The organism is Neobacillus camarae (genome assembly GCF_054950115.1).
The window spans coordinates 35104-52500 of record NZ_JBUCKX010000002.1 but is presented as its reverse complement, the minus strand read 5'-3'; the positions used below and the strand labels follow the sequence as shown (position 1 = coordinate 52500).

Annotated in this window: 19 protein-coding genes and 2 rRNA genes (1 of these 21 only partly in view); 20 read left to right on the top strand and 1 reads right to left on the bottom strand. The window is 43.5% G+C overall.

From position 1 onward, the window contains the following. The 12 genes from ACY8D0_RS08050 to rsmI all read left to right on the top strand — a co-directional run. Nucleotides 1–107 (top strand): 23S ribosomal RNA (locus ACY8D0_RS08050) (it extends 2831 nt beyond the left edge of the window). Between the two features lie 230 nt (nucleotides 108–337). After that, nucleotides 338–454: ribosomal RNA gene (gene rrf, locus ACY8D0_RS08045) — 5S ribosomal RNA — on the top strand. Between the two features lie 392 nt (nucleotides 455–846). Further along, the gene (locus ACY8D0_RS08040) at nucleotides 847–1050 is read left to right on the top strand and encodes a sigma factor G inhibitor Gin (protein ID WP_462410016.1); all 204 of its coding nucleotides are present in this window, start codon (nucleotides 847–849) and stop codon (nucleotides 1048–1050) included. A gap of 127 nt (nucleotides 1051–1177) precedes the next feature. Beyond that, nucleotides 1178–2617, top strand: coding sequence for an aminotransferase class I/II-fold pyridoxal phosphate-dependent enzyme (locus ACY8D0_RS08035; RefSeq protein WP_462410015.1), 1440 nt, complete (start codon nucleotides 1178–1180; stop codon nucleotides 2615–2617). A gap of 29 nt (nucleotides 2618–2646) precedes the next feature. Further along, nucleotides 2647–3276 carry a dTMP kinase gene (tmk, locus tag ACY8D0_RS08030; protein ID WP_462410014.1) on the top strand — a complete coding sequence of 210 codons (630 nt, stop codon included), beginning with the start codon at nucleotides 2647–2649 and terminating at the stop codon, nucleotides 3274–3276. A gap of 151 nt (nucleotides 3277–3427) precedes the next feature. After that, entirely contained in the window at nucleotides 3428–3757 is a 330-nt protein-coding gene (locus ACY8D0_RS08025; RefSeq protein ID WP_462411322.1) for a cyclic di-AMP receptor DarA, read from the top strand. A gap of 46 nt (nucleotides 3758–3803) precedes the next feature. Then, on the top strand, nucleotides 3804–4811 hold the full coding sequence (holB, locus tag ACY8D0_RS08020; protein ID WP_462410013.1) for a DNA polymerase III subunit delta': 1008 nt from the start codon (nucleotides 3804–3806) through the stop codon (nucleotides 4809–4811). Then, nucleotides 4804–5628, top strand: coding sequence for a PSP1 domain-containing protein (locus tag ACY8D0_RS08015; RefSeq protein ID WP_462410012.1), 825 nt, complete (start codon nucleotides 4804–4806; stop codon nucleotides 5626–5628). The genes holB and ACY8D0_RS08015 overlap by 8 nt, the downstream gene beginning before the upstream one ends. A 13-nt stretch (nucleotides 5629–5641) precedes the next feature. Further along, a complete protein-coding gene (gene yabA / locus ACY8D0_RS08010) occupies nucleotides 5642–6013 on the top strand; it encodes a DNA replication initiation control protein YabA (RefSeq protein ID WP_462411321.1) in 372 nt (123 codons plus the stop codon). 364 nt (nucleotides 6014–6377) lie between these two features. Next, on the top strand, nucleotides 6378–7118 hold the full coding sequence (locus ACY8D0_RS08005) for a tRNA1(Val) (adenine(37)-N6)-methyltransferase (RefSeq protein ID WP_462410011.1): 741 nt from the start codon (nucleotides 6378–6380) through the stop codon (nucleotides 7116–7118). Further along, nucleotides 7108–7395, top strand: coding sequence for a GIY-YIG nuclease family protein (locus ACY8D0_RS08000; protein ID WP_462410010.1), 288 nt, complete (start codon nucleotides 7108–7110; stop codon nucleotides 7393–7395). Before ACY8D0_RS08005 ends, ACY8D0_RS08000 begins: the two co-directional genes overlap by 11 nt. Beyond that, nucleotides 7373–8245 (top strand): 16S rRNA (cytidine(1402)-2'-O)-methyltransferase, encoded by an 873-nt coding sequence (gene rsmI, locus ACY8D0_RS07995; protein ID WP_462411320.1) that lies wholly within the window; start codon nucleotides 7373–7375, stop codon nucleotides 8243–8245. Before ACY8D0_RS08000 ends, rsmI begins: the two co-directional genes overlap by 23 nt. A 51-nt stretch (nucleotides 8246–8296) precedes the next feature. On the opposite strand, the gene ACY8D0_RS07990 is transcribed toward rsmI, so the two are convergent. Next, nucleotides 8297–8584, bottom strand: a complete 288-nt coding sequence (locus ACY8D0_RS07990; protein ID WP_462411319.1) for a transition state genes transcriptional regulator AbrB — start codon at nucleotides 8582–8584, stop codon at nucleotides 8297–8299. A 705-nt stretch (nucleotides 8585–9289) separates the two neighbouring features. Here ACY8D0_RS07990 and metG point away from each other — a divergent pair. From metG to ACY8D0_RS07950, 8 genes are all read left to right on the top strand, one after another. Beyond that, entirely contained in the window at nucleotides 9290–11254 is a 1965-nt protein-coding gene (gene metG, locus ACY8D0_RS07985) for a methionine--tRNA ligase (protein ID WP_462410009.1), read from the top strand. A gap of 231 nt (nucleotides 11255–11485) precedes the next feature. Next, on the top strand, nucleotides 11486–12253 hold the full coding sequence (locus tag ACY8D0_RS07980; RefSeq protein WP_462410008.1) for a TatD family hydrolase: 768 nt from the start codon (nucleotides 11486–11488) through the stop codon (nucleotides 12251–12253). A gap of 236 nt (nucleotides 12254–12489) precedes the next feature. Then, entirely contained in the window at nucleotides 12490–13671 is a 1182-nt protein-coding gene (locus ACY8D0_RS07975; RefSeq protein WP_462411318.1) for a ubiquitin-like domain-containing protein, read from the top strand. A 409-nt stretch (nucleotides 13672–14080) separates the two neighbouring features. Further along, nucleotides 14081–14641 (top strand): ribonuclease M5, encoded by a 561-nt coding sequence (gene rnmV / locus ACY8D0_RS07970; RefSeq protein ID WP_462410007.1) that lies wholly within the window; start codon nucleotides 14081–14083, stop codon nucleotides 14639–14641. Continuing rightward, entirely contained in the window at nucleotides 14634–15512 is an 879-nt protein-coding gene (gene rsmA, locus ACY8D0_RS07965; protein ID WP_462410006.1) for a 16S rRNA (adenine(1518)-N(6)/adenine(1519)-N(6))-dimethyltransferase RsmA, read from the top strand. Before rnmV ends, rsmA begins: the two co-directional genes overlap by 8 nt. A 137-nt stretch (nucleotides 15513–15649) precedes the next feature. Continuing rightward, nucleotides 15650–16528, top strand: a complete 879-nt coding sequence (yabG, locus tag ACY8D0_RS07960; protein WP_462410005.1) for a sporulation peptidase YabG — start codon at nucleotides 15650–15652, stop codon at nucleotides 16526–16528. Between the two features lie 250 nt (nucleotides 16529–16778). Further along, nucleotides 16779–17042, top strand: a complete 264-nt coding sequence (gene veg / locus ACY8D0_RS07955) for a biofilm formation stimulator Veg (protein ID WP_251554306.1) — start codon at nucleotides 16779–16781, stop codon at nucleotides 17040–17042. 120 nt (nucleotides 17043–17162) lie between these two features. Then, complete coding sequence (locus tag ACY8D0_RS07950) at nucleotides 17163–17351, top strand: small, acid-soluble spore protein, alpha/beta type (RefSeq protein ID WP_462410004.1); 189 nt, start codon at nucleotides 17163–17165, stop codon at nucleotides 17349–17351. Nucleotides 17352–17397 lie beyond the last annotated feature (46 nt).

The following is a 17397-nucleotide window of genomic DNA, read 5'->3' as shown; positions in this document are numbered from 1 at the left end:
CGTCAAGCTAGTAAGATCCCTGAAAGATGATCAGGTTGATAGGTCAGGGGTGGAAGCACGGTGACGTGTGGAGCTGACTGATACTAATCGATCGAGGACTTAACCAATAAGAAAAGCGGAAGCGCACGGTTAGCGGCGTATGGCCTGGAGCGCATCGACTGAGATAAAGGAAACACGGAGAGCGCAAGCGATTCGATGTTGACTTATCGTAGGGAGATGAGCGAAGGACACTAGACGCTGTGCGCTGGAGCTAGACAACACTAATAAAGCAGACTCGTTTTACCAAAGTTTCTTCTGATTATCCAGTTTTGAGGGAGCGATCTCTCAAGCAAAATAGTCTGGCAGCAATGGCGAGAAGGTCACACCCGTTCCCATACCGAACACGGAAGTTAAGCTTCTCAGCGCCGATGGTAGTTGGGACGCAAGTCCCTGTGAGAGTAGGACGCTGCCAGGCAATGGGAAAAGGCAACCTGAATTGGTTGTCTTTTTTGTGTTTAAATGGCAAAGTGACGGATATTCATTCAAAAACGCCGGTATATAAGTTGCGACCGCTATAAGGAAAAACATGAACCGTAAAAGTTAGTGTGCAGCGAACGGTACAAGTAAGTCAAAACACATTTTAATGCGTACTAAAATGACCTAGCCCGATTTTAGATTGATTTCAAGGAGAAAGTATCACTGTAATTAAAATCTCTAGAAAAATATTATGTACCATTCAACAAATCGCCTATAGACATACACCCAAATCCAATCTGCTACATATGATAGGTAATGTCAAATGAAAATTCTAAAGATTGTTTACAATCCGAAAATGCCGGGAAGAATAGATGTATGGAGGTGGAGGGAATGAATTCATTTTTAGCACATCATCACTTGGAAGAAACCTGTGTAATCTGTGAGATACAAAAACCAAAAGGCATACATCTATACACTTCATTTATTTGTACAGACTGTGAAAAAGACTTGATTCAAACAAACACGAACGATCCAAAATATAAATATTTTCTTCAAAAGCTTAAAAAAATAAACACACCGGAAATATTCTCATAAAACAAGTCCTTAAAGGGCTTTATTTTTTTGCCCGGTTCAAAGGAGCCAACCGGAAGAAACTCTAAAACACTCGAAATTCTACCCAGTTTCATTTACAATAAATGAGACTCTTAATAGGGGGGAGAATATGAACAACCAAACGAAGACCCCTTTGTATGACGCCTTAATGGAGTATCGGAACAAGAAGCCGATATCCTTTCATGTTCCCGGGCATAAAAACGGGCAGATTTTTTCATCCGATGCAAAGGCAGTATTCCAGCAGTTGCTGGAATTGGATGCAACGGAATTGTCGGGGCTCGATGACCTCCATTCTCCTGAGGGTGCCATACTGGATGCGGAAACTTTATTAGCAGAATTATATCATGTGAAAAAGAGCCATTTTCTTATCAATGGCTCAACCGTCGGCAATTTAGCCATGGTGATGGCTGCTGTTAGAGAGAATGATGTCGTCTTGGTTCAAAGAAATTGTCATAAATCAATATTAAATGCGTTAGGATTAACGAAAGCAAGACCCATTTTTTTAGAACCGGAATGGGACCCTCGGTGGAAAATCGCTGCTGGTGTCAGCGTTGGGACGGTAAAAGAAGCGATTAAACTTTATCCTAATGCCAAGGCACTTGTACTCACCTATCCCAATTATTATGGCATGGTTTATGACTTAAAAGGAATTATTGAAGAAGCCCATCTCCATCAGATTCCAGTCTTAGTCGATGAAGCACATGGTGCCCATTTTATAATAGGAGGTCCCTTCCCGGCCTCAGCAAGTGAATTAGGTGCTGATGTCACCATTCAATCTGCACATAAAACATTGCCGGCTATGACGATGGGGTCATTTTTGCATTTTAACAGCGAATGGGTAGATATTCATAAGCTAGAGAATTATTTACATATTTTTCAGTCGAGCAGTCCATCCTATGCCATCATGGCATCACTTGATTTAGCAAGAAACTACTTGGCTGCCTATAACTCTTATGACTTAGATTATTTGCAGATGAAAATAAAACAGTTTAAGGAACAATTAGCCGATATTCCTCAAATAACGGTACTAAGTTTTCCTGGTTCACATGGTGACCCATTAAAAGTAACCATCCAATCCCGGTGTGGACTGACTGGCTTTGAGCTGCAAAGGAAATTGGAAGAAGCGGCAATTTTTACAGAGCTAGCCGATCCCTATAATGTCCTTTTGGTTCTCCCATTACTAAAAACAGGGCAGGATTACCCTTTGGGTGAAGCTGCGGCTAAAATTAGAAACATGCTTTCCAGCCTTCCGGTACAAGAAATAAGCGCCGACCTGTGGCTTCCCGAAGAAAAAATATCGGAGCTTGCTTTCGGCTATAAAGAAATGCAACATATTCAGGAGATAGAATTTCCTATTAATCAGACCCTCGGACAGGTTAGTGCGGAAACAATTATTCCTTATCCCCCGGGGATTCCCTTGTTTTTAAGGGGTGAGGCGATCACAGTGGAAAAGCTCCGCCAATTAAAGCGCCTAACAGAATCGGGTGCGAGATTTCAGGGTGGAGCCAAGCTAAGTGAGGGGACAATAAAAATATTTACAACAGCTTAAGAATGGAACAATTTGGAGGTTTATACAAAATGAACAATGGAACATTCATTACATTTGAGGGCCCTGATGGAGCGGGGAAAACGACTATCCTCAGCATGGTCGCGGAACATTTCCCAAATGCCCTTGTCACAAGGGAACCAGGTGGGATTGATATAGCCGAACAAATCCGCCGGGTGATTTTAGCAAAAGAAAATACGTCAATGGACCCTAGAACAGAGGCACTCCTCTATGCGGCGGCAAGAAGGCAGCATTTAGTGGAAAAGGTCATGCCAGCTCTTGAGGATGGAAAAATAGTCCTATGTGACCGTTTTGTCGATAGTTCATTGGCCTATCAGGGATATGCGCGCGGGCTAGGGCTTAATGAAGTATTTTCAATTAACCAGTTTGCGATTGAGCAAATGATGCCTGACTTAACGATTTATTTTGATATCGATCCCGAGCTTGGGTTGAAGCGGATTAATAAAAACAAAGGGAGAGAGGTCAATCGCTTGGACTTGGAGAATCTTAGCTTCCATCATAAAGTCAGGGAGGGGTACTTACTCCTATTGGAACGCTTCCCGGACCGAGTCAAGCGAATTGATGCTTCTAAAACATTGGATGAGGTATTTGTCGAGGCCCAAGAGCTGGTTCAAAAGAAAATTTCAGAAAGCAAGGCTTAAGTTACTTATGCATGGGTCGATACCAACCCATGCTATTTTTTTGCCTAGAAATCTCCGGTCTTCCTATTATTGCGAATGAATGCCGGACTATAACCTGTTATAATAAGATTAAGGATACTAGATTTAGAAAAATAGAGGAGAGGTGGATTTGATGAAACTCATTATTGCGGTGGTCCAAGACCAAGACAGCAATCGATTATCCAAGGCATTGGTAGAAAACAATTTTAGGGCAACGAAACTGGCCTCAACAGGCGGGTTTTTAAAATCAGGAAATACCACGTTTATGATTGGGACCGAGGACATCCGGGTCGAACGGGCTCTCAAAATCATAAAAGATAACTGCAGTGCCAGGGAACAGCTAGTTTCACCAATTTCACCAATGGGCGGCAATGCCGACTCCTATGTTCCGTATCCTGTGGAAGTGGAAGTGGGCGGGGCCACTGTGTTTGTACTGCCTATTGAACAATTTCAACATTTTTAAAGTCCGTTTTTGAAAGCGGTAGTTTAAGATAGCGAGTGTGATAAGTTTGGGAAAGACATGGGATCAACTGGATGAGCTGCAGCCAGCCGTATTAAGAATGATGAAAAACAGCTTGGTCAAAAACCGGGTGGCCCATGCCTATTTGTTTGAGGGCATGAGAGGGACAGGAAAAAAAGACATCGGTTTATTATTTACGAAGGCTTTATTTTGTGAGTCACCAGTGGATGGCTACAAACCATGTGAATCTTGTTACCAATGCCGCCGTATCAATAACGGAAATCATCCTGATGTCCATCTGATTGAACCGGATGGCCTCTCAATTAAGGTCGACCAAATCCGTGAACTGCAAGCGGAGTTTTCCAAAAAAGCAGTGGAGTCCTCAAAGAAGGTTTATCTGCTCGTTCACGCTAATAAAATGAGTGTCAGCGCCTCCAATAGTTTGCTAAAGTTTCTGGAAGAACCGGGCCCTGGAACAACAGCCTTTCTTCTGACAGAACAGCCACAAGCCATATTGCCGACCATTCTTTCAAGATGCCAAGTGTTAACCTTTCAGCCGCTGTCTCCACAGGTGTTAATCAAACAACTTGAAGCGAGCGGCGTCAGCCCGCAAAAGGCACCACTCTTGGCCCAGCTGACAAACAGCTTGGATGAAGCCCTTGAGTTAAATGTCGATGAATGGTTTGCACTAGCCCAAAAAATAGTGGTAAAATTATTTGAGGTGTTGAGAAAGAGTCATTTGGAAGCCCTTGTTTCTTTGCAAAATGACTGGTTTGGGCACTTCAGAGAAAAAGAACAGCTTCAACGCGGTTTAGACCTATTACTTCTTTTCTTTAAGGATTTACTATATATACAATTGGATAAGCAGGAGCAAATCGTGTTCAGGGGAGAAATCGACCGCCTGCAGCAGTTTGCCTTGCAGACGTCCGGCCGGCGCTTAGCCAATCAAATGTCAGCTATTCTTGATGCCAAGAAGAAGCTTGCAGCGAATATGAATCCTCAGCTGTTGATGGAACAGCTTGTGTTAAAATTGCAGGAGGGATCTTCTTTTGTATGATGTTGTAGGAGTACGCTTTAAAAAAGCGGGTAAAATTTATTACTTCGATCCTGGGGACCTGCCAATTCAAAAAGATGACTTCGTGATTGTTGAGACAGTCCGCGGAGTGGAATATGGGAAGGCCGTCATCGCTCGTAAACAGGTTGAGGAGCACGATGTCGTCCTGCCATTGAAAAAAGTTGTCAGAATTGCAGACCATAAGGATCGTATGATTGTTGATGAAAATAAGCTCGCCGCACAGGAAGCTTATGATGTATGCAATGAAAAAGTCATCGAACATCAACTGGATATGAAACTGGTAGATGTTGAATATACATTTGACCGCAACAAAATTATTTTTTATTTCACCGCTGATGGAAGAGTAGACTTCCGCGAGTTGGTAAAGGACTTGGCGGCGATTTTCCGCACGCGGATTGAACTGCGTCAAATCGGGGTACGCGATGAAGCAAAGATGCTTGGCGGAATTGGCCCCTGTGGAAGAATGCTTTGCTGCTCCACCTTTTTAGGGGACTTTGACCCGGTATCGATTAAGATGGCTAAAGACCAAAACTTATCGTTGAATCCAACCAAAATTTCCGGTTTGTGTGGCAGGTTGATGTGCTGTTTAAAATATGAAAATGATGAATACGAAACAGCAAAAGAACAGCTCCCTGACCTTGGGGAAAAAATTGCAACACCACATGGAACCGGTAAAGTGGTAGGGTTAAATATACTCGAGAGGGTACTTCAAGTTGAACTTTTGGAACAAGAAAAGGTTCTGGAGTATACCTTGGATGAAATTAAAGAAGGTGCCTTTTCAATACAATCCACAGATTAATGAGGTGGAAGAAGTGGATAAAAAAGAGATATTTGAATCAGTAAGTAATATGGAGACACAAATTGGCCATCTTTACCAGCAACTAGGAGAATTAAAGGAGCATTTAGCCGAAATACTAGAAGAGAACCATGCTCTAAAGCTCGAGAATGAACATTTAAGGCGCCGTTTAGAGGCAACTCCGGAATTAAAGGTAAAGGAATCTCATATAAAAAAGGGTGAGGCTGGGAGTCAAATTCCCAGCGCAAAACCTTTTGATGTAGGGGAAGGATATGACAATCTTGCCCGGCTTTACCAGGAGGGGTTCCATATCTGCAACCTCCACTTTGGCAGTTTACGAAAGGAAGGCGACTGTTTATTCTGCCTTTCCTTTCTAAATAAGAAGTAATGAGAAAAGCGAAAGTGTCCTGGTCAGCGGCGTATGGCCTCCTCCAAAAAGCTAACGCTTTTTGTTCGTGCGATGCCTATGCCCGGAACGGGATAAAGGAAACACGATGAGCCAAGCAACTACCTGAATAAGCTTCTAGGGCTTTGCGACGAGCTGAACAGCCGCTTCCTCGAATATGCTTTGGCGCAGGAGCAGGAGGCGAATCGATGTTGACTTATCGTAGGGCGGAGAGCGAAGTCTTCTCGCCGCTAGGGCACTGTAGCTGGACAATTCTCATAGAACTTTATATAGATATGGTTATTACTAAGAGGCTGACGGTGATCAGCCTCTATTTTCATACATAGTGAGAAGGAATTGATTATGAGTGGTACATTTAAAGGATGATGAGCGTCTAGACTATTTGTTGGCAGAAAATTTGCGGATCATTCAGAGCCCTTCCGTGTTTGCCTTTTCCTTGGATGCCGTTCTTTTGGCAAGGTTTGTCTATGTGCCTATCCAAAAAGGAAATTTGATTGATTTGTGCAGCGGGAATGGTGTCATCCCGTTATTCTTGAGTGCCAGGACAAAAGGGAAAATCATTGGTGTGGAAATCCAGGAGCGGCTTTATGACATGGCTGTACGGAGTATCGAATACAATTTCCTGCAGCATCGACTGCAGATGATTCACGGGGATATTAAAGAGATGCCCAAGCAGTTAGGTTATGGGAAATTTGATGTCGTTACCTGCAACCCACCGTACTTTACGACCCCGCCGGCAGGGACGGTTAATCCGAACGAACATCTGGCCATAGCCCGCCATGAGATTTTTTGCACTTTAGAAGATGCAGTGAAAGCATCCAGTGAACTGGCAAAACAAGGCGGCAAGGTTGCGTTTGTCCACCGGCCAGGCAGATTGTTGGATATCATTACATTGATGAGAAAGTATCGGCTGGAACCCAAACGGATCCAATTCGTGTACTCGAAAAAGGGGAAGGAAGCAAATACTTTATTAGTGGAAGCCATTAAGGACGGAAGCCCCGATTTGAAAATTCTCCCACCTCTTGTTGTCTATGAGGACAATGATGAATATACCAAAGAGATAAGAGAGATTTTATATGGAGAATGAAGAACACTTTTTTTATGTCCTCACCTGTATAGATGGAACTTTATATGGCGGATATACGAATAATCTGGAACGGCGCATCCGTCTGCACAATGAGGGAAAAGGGGCAAAATATACAAGAGGGCGCGGCCCCGTAACATTAACGTTTTACAAATGTTATCAGCAAAAAGGTGAGGCCTTAAAGGCGGAATATCAGTTTAAGAGGCTGCCTCGCAAGAAGAAGCTGGAGTTTTTAAATAGAGAATCGGGTGATGATGATGTGGCAACAGAAAAGCTTTGAAAATGAAGATGGTAAAGGAATGTTATATCTCGTGCCCACACCAATCGGCAATTTGGAAGATATGACATTCCGAGCAGTCAACATACTAAAGCAAGCGGATCTAATCGCGGCAGAAGATACGAGGAACACAAGGAAATTGCTGAATTACTTTGAGATTGACACTCCTGTGGTCAGCTATCATGAGCATAATAAAGAATCAAGCGGTGCCAAACTGTTGGAAAAGCTGAAGGAAGGGCAGCACATAGCGTTGGTCAGCGATGCTGGAATGCCGGCCATTTCCGACCCAGGATATGAGTTGGTGGCCCAAGCAGTCAATGAGGGTCTGACCGTTGTTCCGCTGCCTGGTGCGAACGCGGCTCTTACCGCCTTAATCGCATCCGGTCTCCCTTGTCAACCCTTTTACTTTTACGGTTTTCTTAACCGCAGCAAGAAGGAAAAACGGCATGAATTGGAAGGATTAAAACGCCAAGAAGCCACGTTAATTTTTTATGAATCGCCGCACAGGCTGAAGGAAACTTTGGCACAAATGCTGGAGATGTTAGGGCCTAGACAGATTGTCATCTGCAGGGAGCTGACGAAGCGATTTGAAGAATTTATTAGGGGAAGTCTCGAGGAAGTTCTGCAGTGGACGGACCAAGATGAAATCCGTGGGGAATTTGTTCTCATTGTGGAGGGCTCCAAAGAGCCGGTTGAACAAGAAGCAGCCTGGTGGGGCAAGCTGACCATTGAGGAACATGTGAACCATTATATTTCTGTTAATGATATGTCTTCAAAGGATGCCATCAAGCAAACCGCTAAAGACCGAGGCATGAACAAACGGGAAGTTTATCAAGCATACCATGTGGATTAGCTAAATTTAAAAGGCTCCAGTATTCTGGAGCCTTTGGTGAAAACCAAGTTCTTACTTCGCAACAAACTGGCTTTGAATTTCCTTTAATAGGATTTCTGCACCTTCACGGCTTAGGATTAACTTGCCGCCTGCAAGAGTCATATTGTCATCGGATACTTCGCCAGTGATCGCGCAAGTCATGTTTGGCTTATATTTTTTTAAGATGATGCGGTCATCATCAACATAGATTTCAAGTGCATCCTTCTCGGCAATGCCAAGTGTGCGTCGTAATTCAATTGGAATAACCACGCGGCCAAGTTCATCAACTTTACGTACAATACCAGTAGATTTCATTTTTATTAGCTCCTCTCACTATTAAACAATGTCATTTAGTCTATCTCTATTCGTCATTATTCGACAAATTTTATATGACTAATAATACCAGCCATTCCCATATTCGTCAATTATTTTATTTTGAAATATTAGGGAAAAATTATTAAATTTGTCTAAATTGTTGACTATTCAATGTTTGGTTCCTATCTGTTTACAAATGTTGGATTAATAATATTATTGTGGTGGAAACAGACAAAACTAGTAATTTGTGATTATTCGACAAAATTCATCAAATCTCTTGTGTCATACAAAAAAATATTCGAACGATGTCTTAATTTTATGAGTGTTCTTAGAAAAAAGAAAAGGTGGAAATTTTTTGCTTTGAAAATTGTCCCTCTCCACTAGGAAAGCTTCGACGGCATTGCCATCGACGAAGAAAAAGCGTGAGCTTTTCGGGGAGCGCCCTAACGCCTAGTGTCTTTCGCTCTCCGTTCTACGATAAGTCAATCAACTTTCGCCTCATGAACCGCCTAACGGCTTGCCATTCGGTGAGTTTACACTTATCTCGGTTGGAAGGGCTCCGGGTCATACGGTGCTGTCCAAGGTGCTTGTGCAGTCTTTGATTTAGCTTTGTTGCACAATTACCTATTTTTCGGTATATTTTTGATGATATAGAAGATAAAAAACAGGCAATAATGAATGGATAGATTGCAATCCTTGAGGAGGGATACTATGGATAGAAAAACGTTTTATCTAACCACTCCGATTTATTATCCTAGTGGAAATTTACATATAGGACACGCCTACACTACAGTGGCCGGTGATGCAATGGCCCGGTATAAGCGGATGCGCGGCTATGATGTCATGTATTTGACAGGAACAGATGAGCACGGACAAAAGATTCAGCGGAAGGCAGAAGAAAAGGGAGTCTCTCCCCAAGCCTATGTAGACGGCATGGTGGCCGACATCAAAGAGCTTTGGAAAAAGCTTGATATCTCATATGACGATTTTATTCGCACTACTCAGGACCGCCATAAGCAAGTGGTGGAGAAGATTTTTGCCCGTCTGCTGGAGCAGGGGGATATTTACCTTGATCAATATGAGGGCTGGTACTGTACTCCCTGTGAATCTTTTTACACTGACCGCCAGCTAGTAGATGGCAATTGCCCGGATTGCGGCCGCCCGGTGGAAAAAGTAAAAGAGGAATCTTACTTTTTCAAAATGAGTAAGTATGTGGATAAGCTTTTGGCGTACTACGAAGAAAATCCTCAATTTATTCAACCGGAATCTCGCAAGAATGAAATGATTAATAACTTCATTAAGCCAGGATTGGAGGATTTGGCCGTTTCCCGGACAACCTTCGATTGGGGCATTAAGGTGCCAGGAGACCCTAAGCATGTCATTTATGTTTGGATCGATGCCCTTTCAAACTATATCACAGCCCTTGGGTACGGGACAGATGATGATGCTAAATATCAGAAGTACTGGCCGGCGGACGTCCATCTTGTCGGGAAAGAAATTGTCCGATTCCATACAATTTATTGGCCAATCATGTTAATGGCGCTTGATCTGCCGCTGCCGAAGAAGGTCTTTGCCCATGGCTGGCTATTGATGAAGGATGGAAAAATGTCCAAGTCAAAAGGAAACGTGGTGGACCCGGTCACATTGATTGACCGTTATGGCCTGGATGCCCTGCGCTATTATTTATTGCGGGAAGTTCCTTTTGGCGCAGACGGAGTGTTTACCCCAGAAGGCTTTGTAGAACGGATTAACTTTGACTTGGCCAATGACCTTGGCAATCTGTTAAACCGCACAGTGGCGATGATTGATAGATATTTTAATGGGCTCATTCCAAACTATGCCGGTTCTGCAGGGGAATTTGATCAGGCGTTGCTGCAGGTCAATCAAGAAACCGTGAGAAAATATGAGGAAGCAATGGAAAAAATGGAGTTCTCCGTTGCGTTAACCAATGTTTGGCAACTGGTGAGCCGTACCAATAAATATATCGATGAAACCCAGCCATGGACATTGGCGAAGGATGAGGCAAAAAGCGAGGAACTGGCAAGTGTAATGGTTCATTTAGCCGAAAGCTTGCGTCGGATCGCCATCCTGTTGCAGCCATTTTTAACGAAAACGCCTGAAGGGATCTTCAAACAATTGGGCATTGCCGACGAAAAGCTTAAATCTTGGGAGAGCTTAGAAGGATTTGGATTCATCCCAAGCGGTACGAAAGTGGAAAAGGATGCCCCGTTATTCCCAAGGCTGGAAGTGAAGGATGAAGTGGAATACATTAAAGCCAAGATGCAAGGCGGAACCCCTGCTCCTGCTGCGGAAAAACAAGTAGAAAAGCAAGAGGAAAAGCCTGAAGAGCTTCCGGAAATCGCCATCGATGATTTTATGAAAATTGATTTGCGTGTGGCAGAAGTCATTGAAGCAGAACCTGTCAAAAAGGCAGATAAACTCCTTAAGCTTCAGCTTGATTTAGGTTATGAAAAACGCCAGGTGGTTTCAGGAATTGCCCAATATTATAAGCCAGAAGAGCTGGTTGGCCGCAAAGTGATCTGTATAACCAATTTGAAGCCAGTCAAGCTCCGCGGTGAATTGTCCCAAGGGATGATTCTTGCCGGCTCAAAGGATGGCCAGCTATCAGTCGCAACAGTCGACCAATCCTTGCCAAACGGTTCTAAAGTGAAATAAAACAGTGTTTTCAAATACGCTCCAACGCCTCTTATGGTGCTGGAGCATTTTTTCTCTTATGGTAAATGTTTCACGTGAAACAATATTTGATATTTTTAGACAACTATTAAATGTTTTGTTGAAAGAGGTCAATTAATTTTATCAAAATGTAAAATAGACGAAACATGTCATAATATTGGTAATGTATTTGTAATAATAACAGAATAATTAATAAAAAAGGGGACTTTTTATATGTTATTTGACACCCATGCCCATTTAAATGATGAACAGTTTAATGAGGATTTACAAGAAGTAATTGGAAGGCTGCAAGAACAGGGTGTTTCCAATGTTGTTGTTGTAGGTTTTGACCGTCCAACGATTAAAAGAGCGATGGAGCTTACGGAACAGTATGAATTCATTTATGCCTGTGTTGGCTGGCACCCTGTGGATGCTATTGATATGACCGAAGAGGATTTACAATGGATTGAAGAATTGGCGGACCATCCAAAAGTTGTGGCGATTGGCGAGATGGGGCTTGATTATCACTGGGATAAGTCACCGAAGGATATTCAAAAAGAGGTATTCCGCAAGCAAATCAGGCTGGCAAAAAAGGTGAAACTCCCCATCGTGATCCATAATCGTGAGGCAACGGCTGATATTGTTGAGATTCTCAAACAGGAAGGCGCCGAAGAGGTGGGAGGTATTATGCATTGCTTCAGCGGCAGCCCAGAAACCGCCAAGGAGTGTATCAACATGAACTTTTACATTTCACTTGGCGGCCCGGTCACGTTTAAAAATGCCAAAAAGCCGAAGGAAGTCGCAGCAGAAGTCCCTTTGGATAAACTATTGATTGAAACGGATTGTCCTTATTTGGCCCCGCATCCATATCGCGGGAAGCGGAATGAACCGGGGTATGTGAAGCTGGTGGCCGAACAAATTGCCGAAATAAAGGGGTTGACATATGAAGAGATAGCGGAAGCAACGACACGAAATGCTAAAAAATTATTCGGCATCATTTGATAAAGGATTTTGTCGAAAAGGCAGGAAGCTTGTCCTAATTTTTTCTAAAAACAAAAAGTTCTACACGTCTCCTTTTCATCATAGGATGACCATGTCGAGAAGTTTTCCTTTGCAAGGGTTCCAGTATTATGGATAATTAGTAATACGTTCACAGGATAGGCAAGGGCTGACAGCCGACAGCATGGTTTTCTAAATCTATGCGAGAAAAGGAGGCGTTTTTCATCGTATTCAAACACATGAAAAACCTGCTCCAGTCTTTGAACGGAAGGAGTTTAACCATTATTTTTACTAGTTTCATAGTGGGCCTTACCGCACTGGGAATCATGTTCTATGAAGGTTCCAAAAAAACGGTGGCTGTTACTTTGAATGACGAGGAAATGGTTATTAAAACACATGCAGATACGATAAAGGAGTTGTTAGAGGAAGAACTAGGCGTATCTCCCCAATCAAAAGACTACTTGTATCCAAAAGCCGCTTCGAAGGTGAAGGATGATCTTCGGGTCGTTTGGATGCAGGCAAAGCAGGTTACTATTGTAAAGGACAACGAGAAAAAAACGATCTGGACAACAGCCGAAACCGTGGCTGAAGCATTAAAAGAGCAGAACATCATACTGAATGACCACGATCAAGTCTCACCAAAACCGCAAACGGCAATTCAAAACAAAATGACTATTGGTGTAAAAAAGGCCAATCGTCTTACGCTGATTGACGGCGGAAAAGAGCAAGAAATCTGGTCCACTTCGACTACGGTCGTTGACTTTTTATCACAACAGGGCATTAAACTAAATGAATTGGACCGAGTTGAACCGTCATTAACAGAACCCATCACAATGAATGGTGTTGTTAACGTCATTCGCGTAGAAAAAGTCACCGATGTAGTGGAAGAACCCTTGGAATTTGCTGTGATTTCCAAAAAGGATGAAAGCCTGGAAAAAGGAACGCAAAAGACGATAACTCCAGGTAAACAAGGGCGTGTTTCGAGACAATATGAAGTTACCTTGGAAAACGGTCAAGAAGTAGACAGAAAATTAGTGAATGAGCAATTGATGACAGCCAAGCAAGACCAAGTTGTGGCTGTGGGCACTAAGGATTTAGCGACACAGGTTTCCCGGGGTGAGGCGCCAGCGGGAAGAGAAATGTATGTAACGGCAACGGCTTATACAGCCAACTGCAATGGGTGTTCCGGACGAACTGCAACCGGTCTCAACTTGCGTGCTAATCCTAATATGAAAGTCATTGCTGTGGACCCTAGAGTCATCCCGCTCGGAAGCAAGGTCTATGTCGAGGGTTATGGCTATGCTGTGGCCGCTGACACTGGCGGGGCCATCAAAGGGTACATAATTGATGTTTTTGTGCCATCAAATGCTGAAGCTTATCGCTGGGGACGAAAGAAAGTAAAGATCACCATTTTACAGTAGAATGCTTTGAATGCAGGGGTAAGGGGCCTCTGCATTTTTTACTTTTCTGGGGTTTTTCATTATACTTATCAACGTAACGAATTCCTCAATTTGTTTATACTTTACTATATGAGGGATTTTAATAATATAGACGATGGACATTACAGAATTGTTTCAGTTTTTTTCATTATGATTTAGTTTTTTAAATTTTGCTGTTGATTTCCGCTCCAGTCGCTCAGCGAACCCGCGGGCGTGCCGGGGAGCCTCCTCGGCGCTAGAAGCGCCTGCGGGGTCTCCCCAGCCCCGTACTCCCGCAGGAGTCGAGCTTATCCGCTCCAATCAACAGGGTTAAAAAATCAACAATATTGTTAACAGAGTCTTAAATTTAGTACTATCCGCATAATGCAAAGGTACTTTCAACGGAGGAAATATGAAGATAAAAGAGTTTATTGTGGTGGAAGGCAAGGATGATACGACCGCCATCCGGCGGGCAGTCGATGCCGATACCATTGAGACCAACGGGTCTGCCGTAAATCAGGCAACGATTGAAAAAATAAAACGGGCCCAAGCGACAAGAGGGGTCATTATTTTTACAGACCCGGATTATCCCGGAGAAAAAATCCGCAAAACCATCGCCCAAAGTGTGCCGGGCTGTAAACATGCCTTTATAACCAAAGAAAAAGCCTTGGCCAAAAGGAATCGAGGGGTCGGGGTGGAGCATGCCAGTCCCGAGGACATTAGAGAAGCGCTAAAAGATGCCCAAACGATGCAGGAGGGCCTGACAGAGGAAATCACCCAGGAAGATCTGGTAACGGCCGGGCTGATTGGCGGAGCAGGCGCCAAGGAACGTAGAATCCGTCTTGGCGAGCTGTTAAAAATCGGGTATACGAATGGAAAACAGCTGCATAAGCGGTTGATGATGTTTCAAATCAGCAAACAGGAATTTGCCAAAGCGCTGGCGATTGTCTTCGAGGAGGAACAGAATGGATAAAGATATTGCAACCCCATTGAGAACACGGGCCATTTTAGAAAAATACGGCTTCTCTTTCAAAAAGAGCCTGGGCCAGAACTTTTTAATTGATACCAATATTTTGAAAAAAATCGTTAGCTTCGCGGACTTGAACGGAGAATCGGGGGCTATTGAAATCGGACCAGGAATTGGGGCGCTTACCGAGCAGTTGGCCCGCTCCGCAAAAAAAGTGGTGGCGTTCGAAATCGACCAGCGGCTATTGCCGATTTTAAAAGATACCCTGTCGCCTTATCCCAATGTCAAAATTATTCACCAGGACGTACTGAAGGCGGACATCCGAGACGTTATGGAGGAGGAATTCAGCGGTACGGACGAGGTCATGGTGGTAGCTAATTTACCCTATTATGTCACGACGCCAATCATTATGAAGCTGTTAGAAGACCGTTTGCCTATACGTGGGATTGTCTGCATGCTGCAAAAGGAAGTGGCAGACCGGATTTCAGCACAGCCAGGGACTAAGGATTACGGGTCGCTTTCGATTGCGATTCAGTATTATACGGAAGCGGAAACCGTCATGATTGTCCCAAAAACCGTATTTGTCCCGCAGCCGAATGTCGACTCAGCAGTCATCAGGCTGATCAAACGGGATAAGCCTGCTGTCAGCGTCCAGGATGAGAACTTCTTCTTCCAGGTAACGAAGGCAAGCTTTGCCCAAAGGAGAAAAACACTGCTGAATAATTTAACCAGCCAGCTTCCGAACGGAAAGCAAAAAAAGGAGGTAATCCTTTCCGCTTTGTCTGCTAGCGAAATTGAGCCGACAAGACGAGGAGAAACCCTTTCCCTGGAGGAATTTGCCCGGTTAAGCGACGCCTTATATCCCCACTTCCAATAGACCTATATAGGTCTATTTTTTTTGGTCATATGGCCCCATTCCGCTGATTTGCGGCACTTTCCTAATCACATGGACATTTGTGTAAGCATAGCCTATCAAAGAAAACTTATTTTGCTGGCCAAATTGGAGTGACGGCAGTGACTATAAAAATAAATGATATTGTCGGCAGACGTTCATACAATTGCGACATTCTTTTTCGCGTAATTGATTTTCAGAAAATAGATGGTCAAGATTACGCTATACTCTATGGGGAAGACATCCGCCTTGTCGCCGATGCGCCTTGTGGGGATTTGCTTGCCATAGATCCCTTACAAAGGGAGAAATTCTCGAGGGAATCTCGGACACTCGAGGCGCAATCGCTTAAGCTGTTTACCCAGGATGTAGATTTACTAAGGGAGAAGCAAGAATATGAGGCAACGGGCGGATATGTGTCACAAAGCAGGTTCTTTCAAATGCCCGGGAAAGTCCTGCATCTTGACGGAGACCCGGCATATTTGAAAAAATGCATGGCACTTTATGAAAAAATTGGTGTGCCTGTGGTCGGAATTTACTGTAACGAAAAGGAAATGCACTTGAAAATCGGCGGGCTTATTGATTACTACCGCCCGGATATTTTAGTCATCACCGGGCATGACGCCTATTCGAAGGCAAAGGGAAAGATTTCGGACATTAATGCCTACCGTCACTCTAAACATTTTGTCATGACGGTAAGGGAAGCGAGAAGCAAGATTCCCCATCTTGATCAACTAGTGATTTTTGCGGGTGCCTGTCAATCACATTTTGAATCGCTGATTCACGCCGGGGCAAACTTTGCCAGTTCACCGGCAAGGGTCAATATCCATGCTCTTGACCCTGTCTATATTGTGGCGAAAGTAAGCTTCACGCCATTTATGGAAAGAATCAATGTGTGGGAAGTCCTGCGCAATACGTTAACAGGGGAAAAAGGGTTAGGCGGTATTGATACGAAAGGGGTCTTAAGAACAGGCATGCCCTTTCAGAATTTACAGGATGAATAAGGGAATCATGAACAGGCGCCCGCCTTTGGGCGCCATAACCTCATTAAATCTAAGATAATTTCGGGCGTTTCATATTTTTTTGTATGTACATAATTATTTGAAAATCAGGCAACGATAGAAATGTTGAAAATTAGCAAAAAAAATAGGATGAAAATGATTGACAATCTTTTTGTCGGACTGATATAATTTATATTTTTGTTTGACAGAACTATGTCAATGTGGTATACTTTTACATAGTGAGGTGGACCGAATGACAAAAACCTTAATGGATATCAAAAAGGCCCTAGACTCCAATTTAGGGAAAAGATTGTTATTGAAGGCCAATGGAGGACGCCGCAAAACGATTGAACGTTCCGGTATCCTTGCCGAGACCTATCCTTCTGTTTTCGTGATTGAGTTAGATCAAGACGAGAACGCCTTTGAACGTGTTTCCTATAGTTATGCAGATGTATTAACAGAGACAGTTCAAATTACCTTCTATGAAGATGCAGCAGGAAATGTGGCTTTAAGCTAGTATATAAGCAACGCGGCAGTAAACTTGGTTTACTGCTTTTTGCTTTTTTATGGGATTATTCATGAATTCTCCCCATCTAACCATACTAAGAATGCTGCGGCTTAGGAAGGGGTTGTTTAGATGGGCAGAAGAAGAGGTATCATGTCCTACCAATTTAAAGAAGAACTTGCCAAGGATCTTGGTTTCTATGATGTTGTCCAAAAGGAAGGCTGGGGCGGTATCCGTTCGAAGGATGCGGGGAATATGGTGAAACGTGCCATAGAACTGGCAGAGGCACGATTGGCCTCCCGGAACCCCTCTGACTCTTAAACCAAGTACTTTTGCTTTAAATTTAAACAAGCAAGCATGCCGCAGC

What these genes read in the sequence shown, in the direction of transcription:
- ACY8D0_RS08040 (WP_462410016.1), top strand. Translation starts at nt 847, where the DNA reads ATGAATTCATTTTTAGCACATCATCACTTGGAAGAAACCTGTGTAATC.
- ACY8D0_RS08035 (WP_462410015.1), top strand. Translation starts at nt 1,178, where the DNA reads ATGAACAACCAAACGAAGACCCCTTTGTATGACGCCTTAATGGAGTAT.
- tmk (WP_462410014.1), top strand. Translation starts at nt 2,647, where the DNA reads ATGAACAATGGAACATTCATTACATTTGAGGGCCCTGATGGAGCGGGG.
- ACY8D0_RS08025 (WP_462411322.1), top strand. Translation starts at nt 3,428, where the DNA reads ATGAAACTCATTATTGCGGTGGTCCAAGACCAAGACAGCAATCGATTA.
- ACY8D0_RS08000 (WP_462410010.1), top strand. Translation starts at nt 7,108, where the DNA reads ATGGAGAATGAAGAACACTTTTTTTATGTCCTCACCTGTATAGATGGA.
- rsmI (WP_462411320.1), top strand. Translation starts at nt 7,373, where the DNA reads ATGTGGCAACAGAAAAGCTTTGAAAATGAAGATGGTAAAGGAATGTTA.
- metG (WP_462410009.1), top strand. Translation starts at nt 9,290, where the DNA reads ATGGATAGAAAAACGTTTTATCTAACCACTCCGATTTATTATCCTAGT.
- ACY8D0_RS07980 (WP_462410008.1), top strand. Translation starts at nt 11,486, where the DNA reads ATGTTATTTGACACCCATGCCCATTTAAATGATGAACAGTTTAATGAG.
- ACY8D0_RS07975 (WP_462411318.1), top strand. Translation starts at nt 12,490, where the DNA reads ATGAAAAACCTGCTCCAGTCTTTGAACGGAAGGAGTTTAACCATTATT.
- rnmV (WP_462410007.1), top strand. Translation starts at nt 14,081, where the DNA reads ATGAAGATAAAAGAGTTTATTGTGGTGGAAGGCAAGGATGATACGACC.
- rsmA (WP_462410006.1), top strand. Translation starts at nt 14,634, where the DNA reads ATGGATAAAGATATTGCAACCCCATTGAGAACACGGGCCATTTTAGAA.
- veg (WP_251554306.1), top strand. Translation starts at nt 16,779, where the DNA reads ATGACAAAAACCTTAATGGATATCAAAAAGGCCCTAGACTCCAATTTA.
- ACY8D0_RS07950 (WP_462410004.1), top strand. Translation starts at nt 17,163, where the DNA reads ATGGGCAGAAGAAGAGGTATCATGTCCTACCAATTTAAAGAAGAACTT.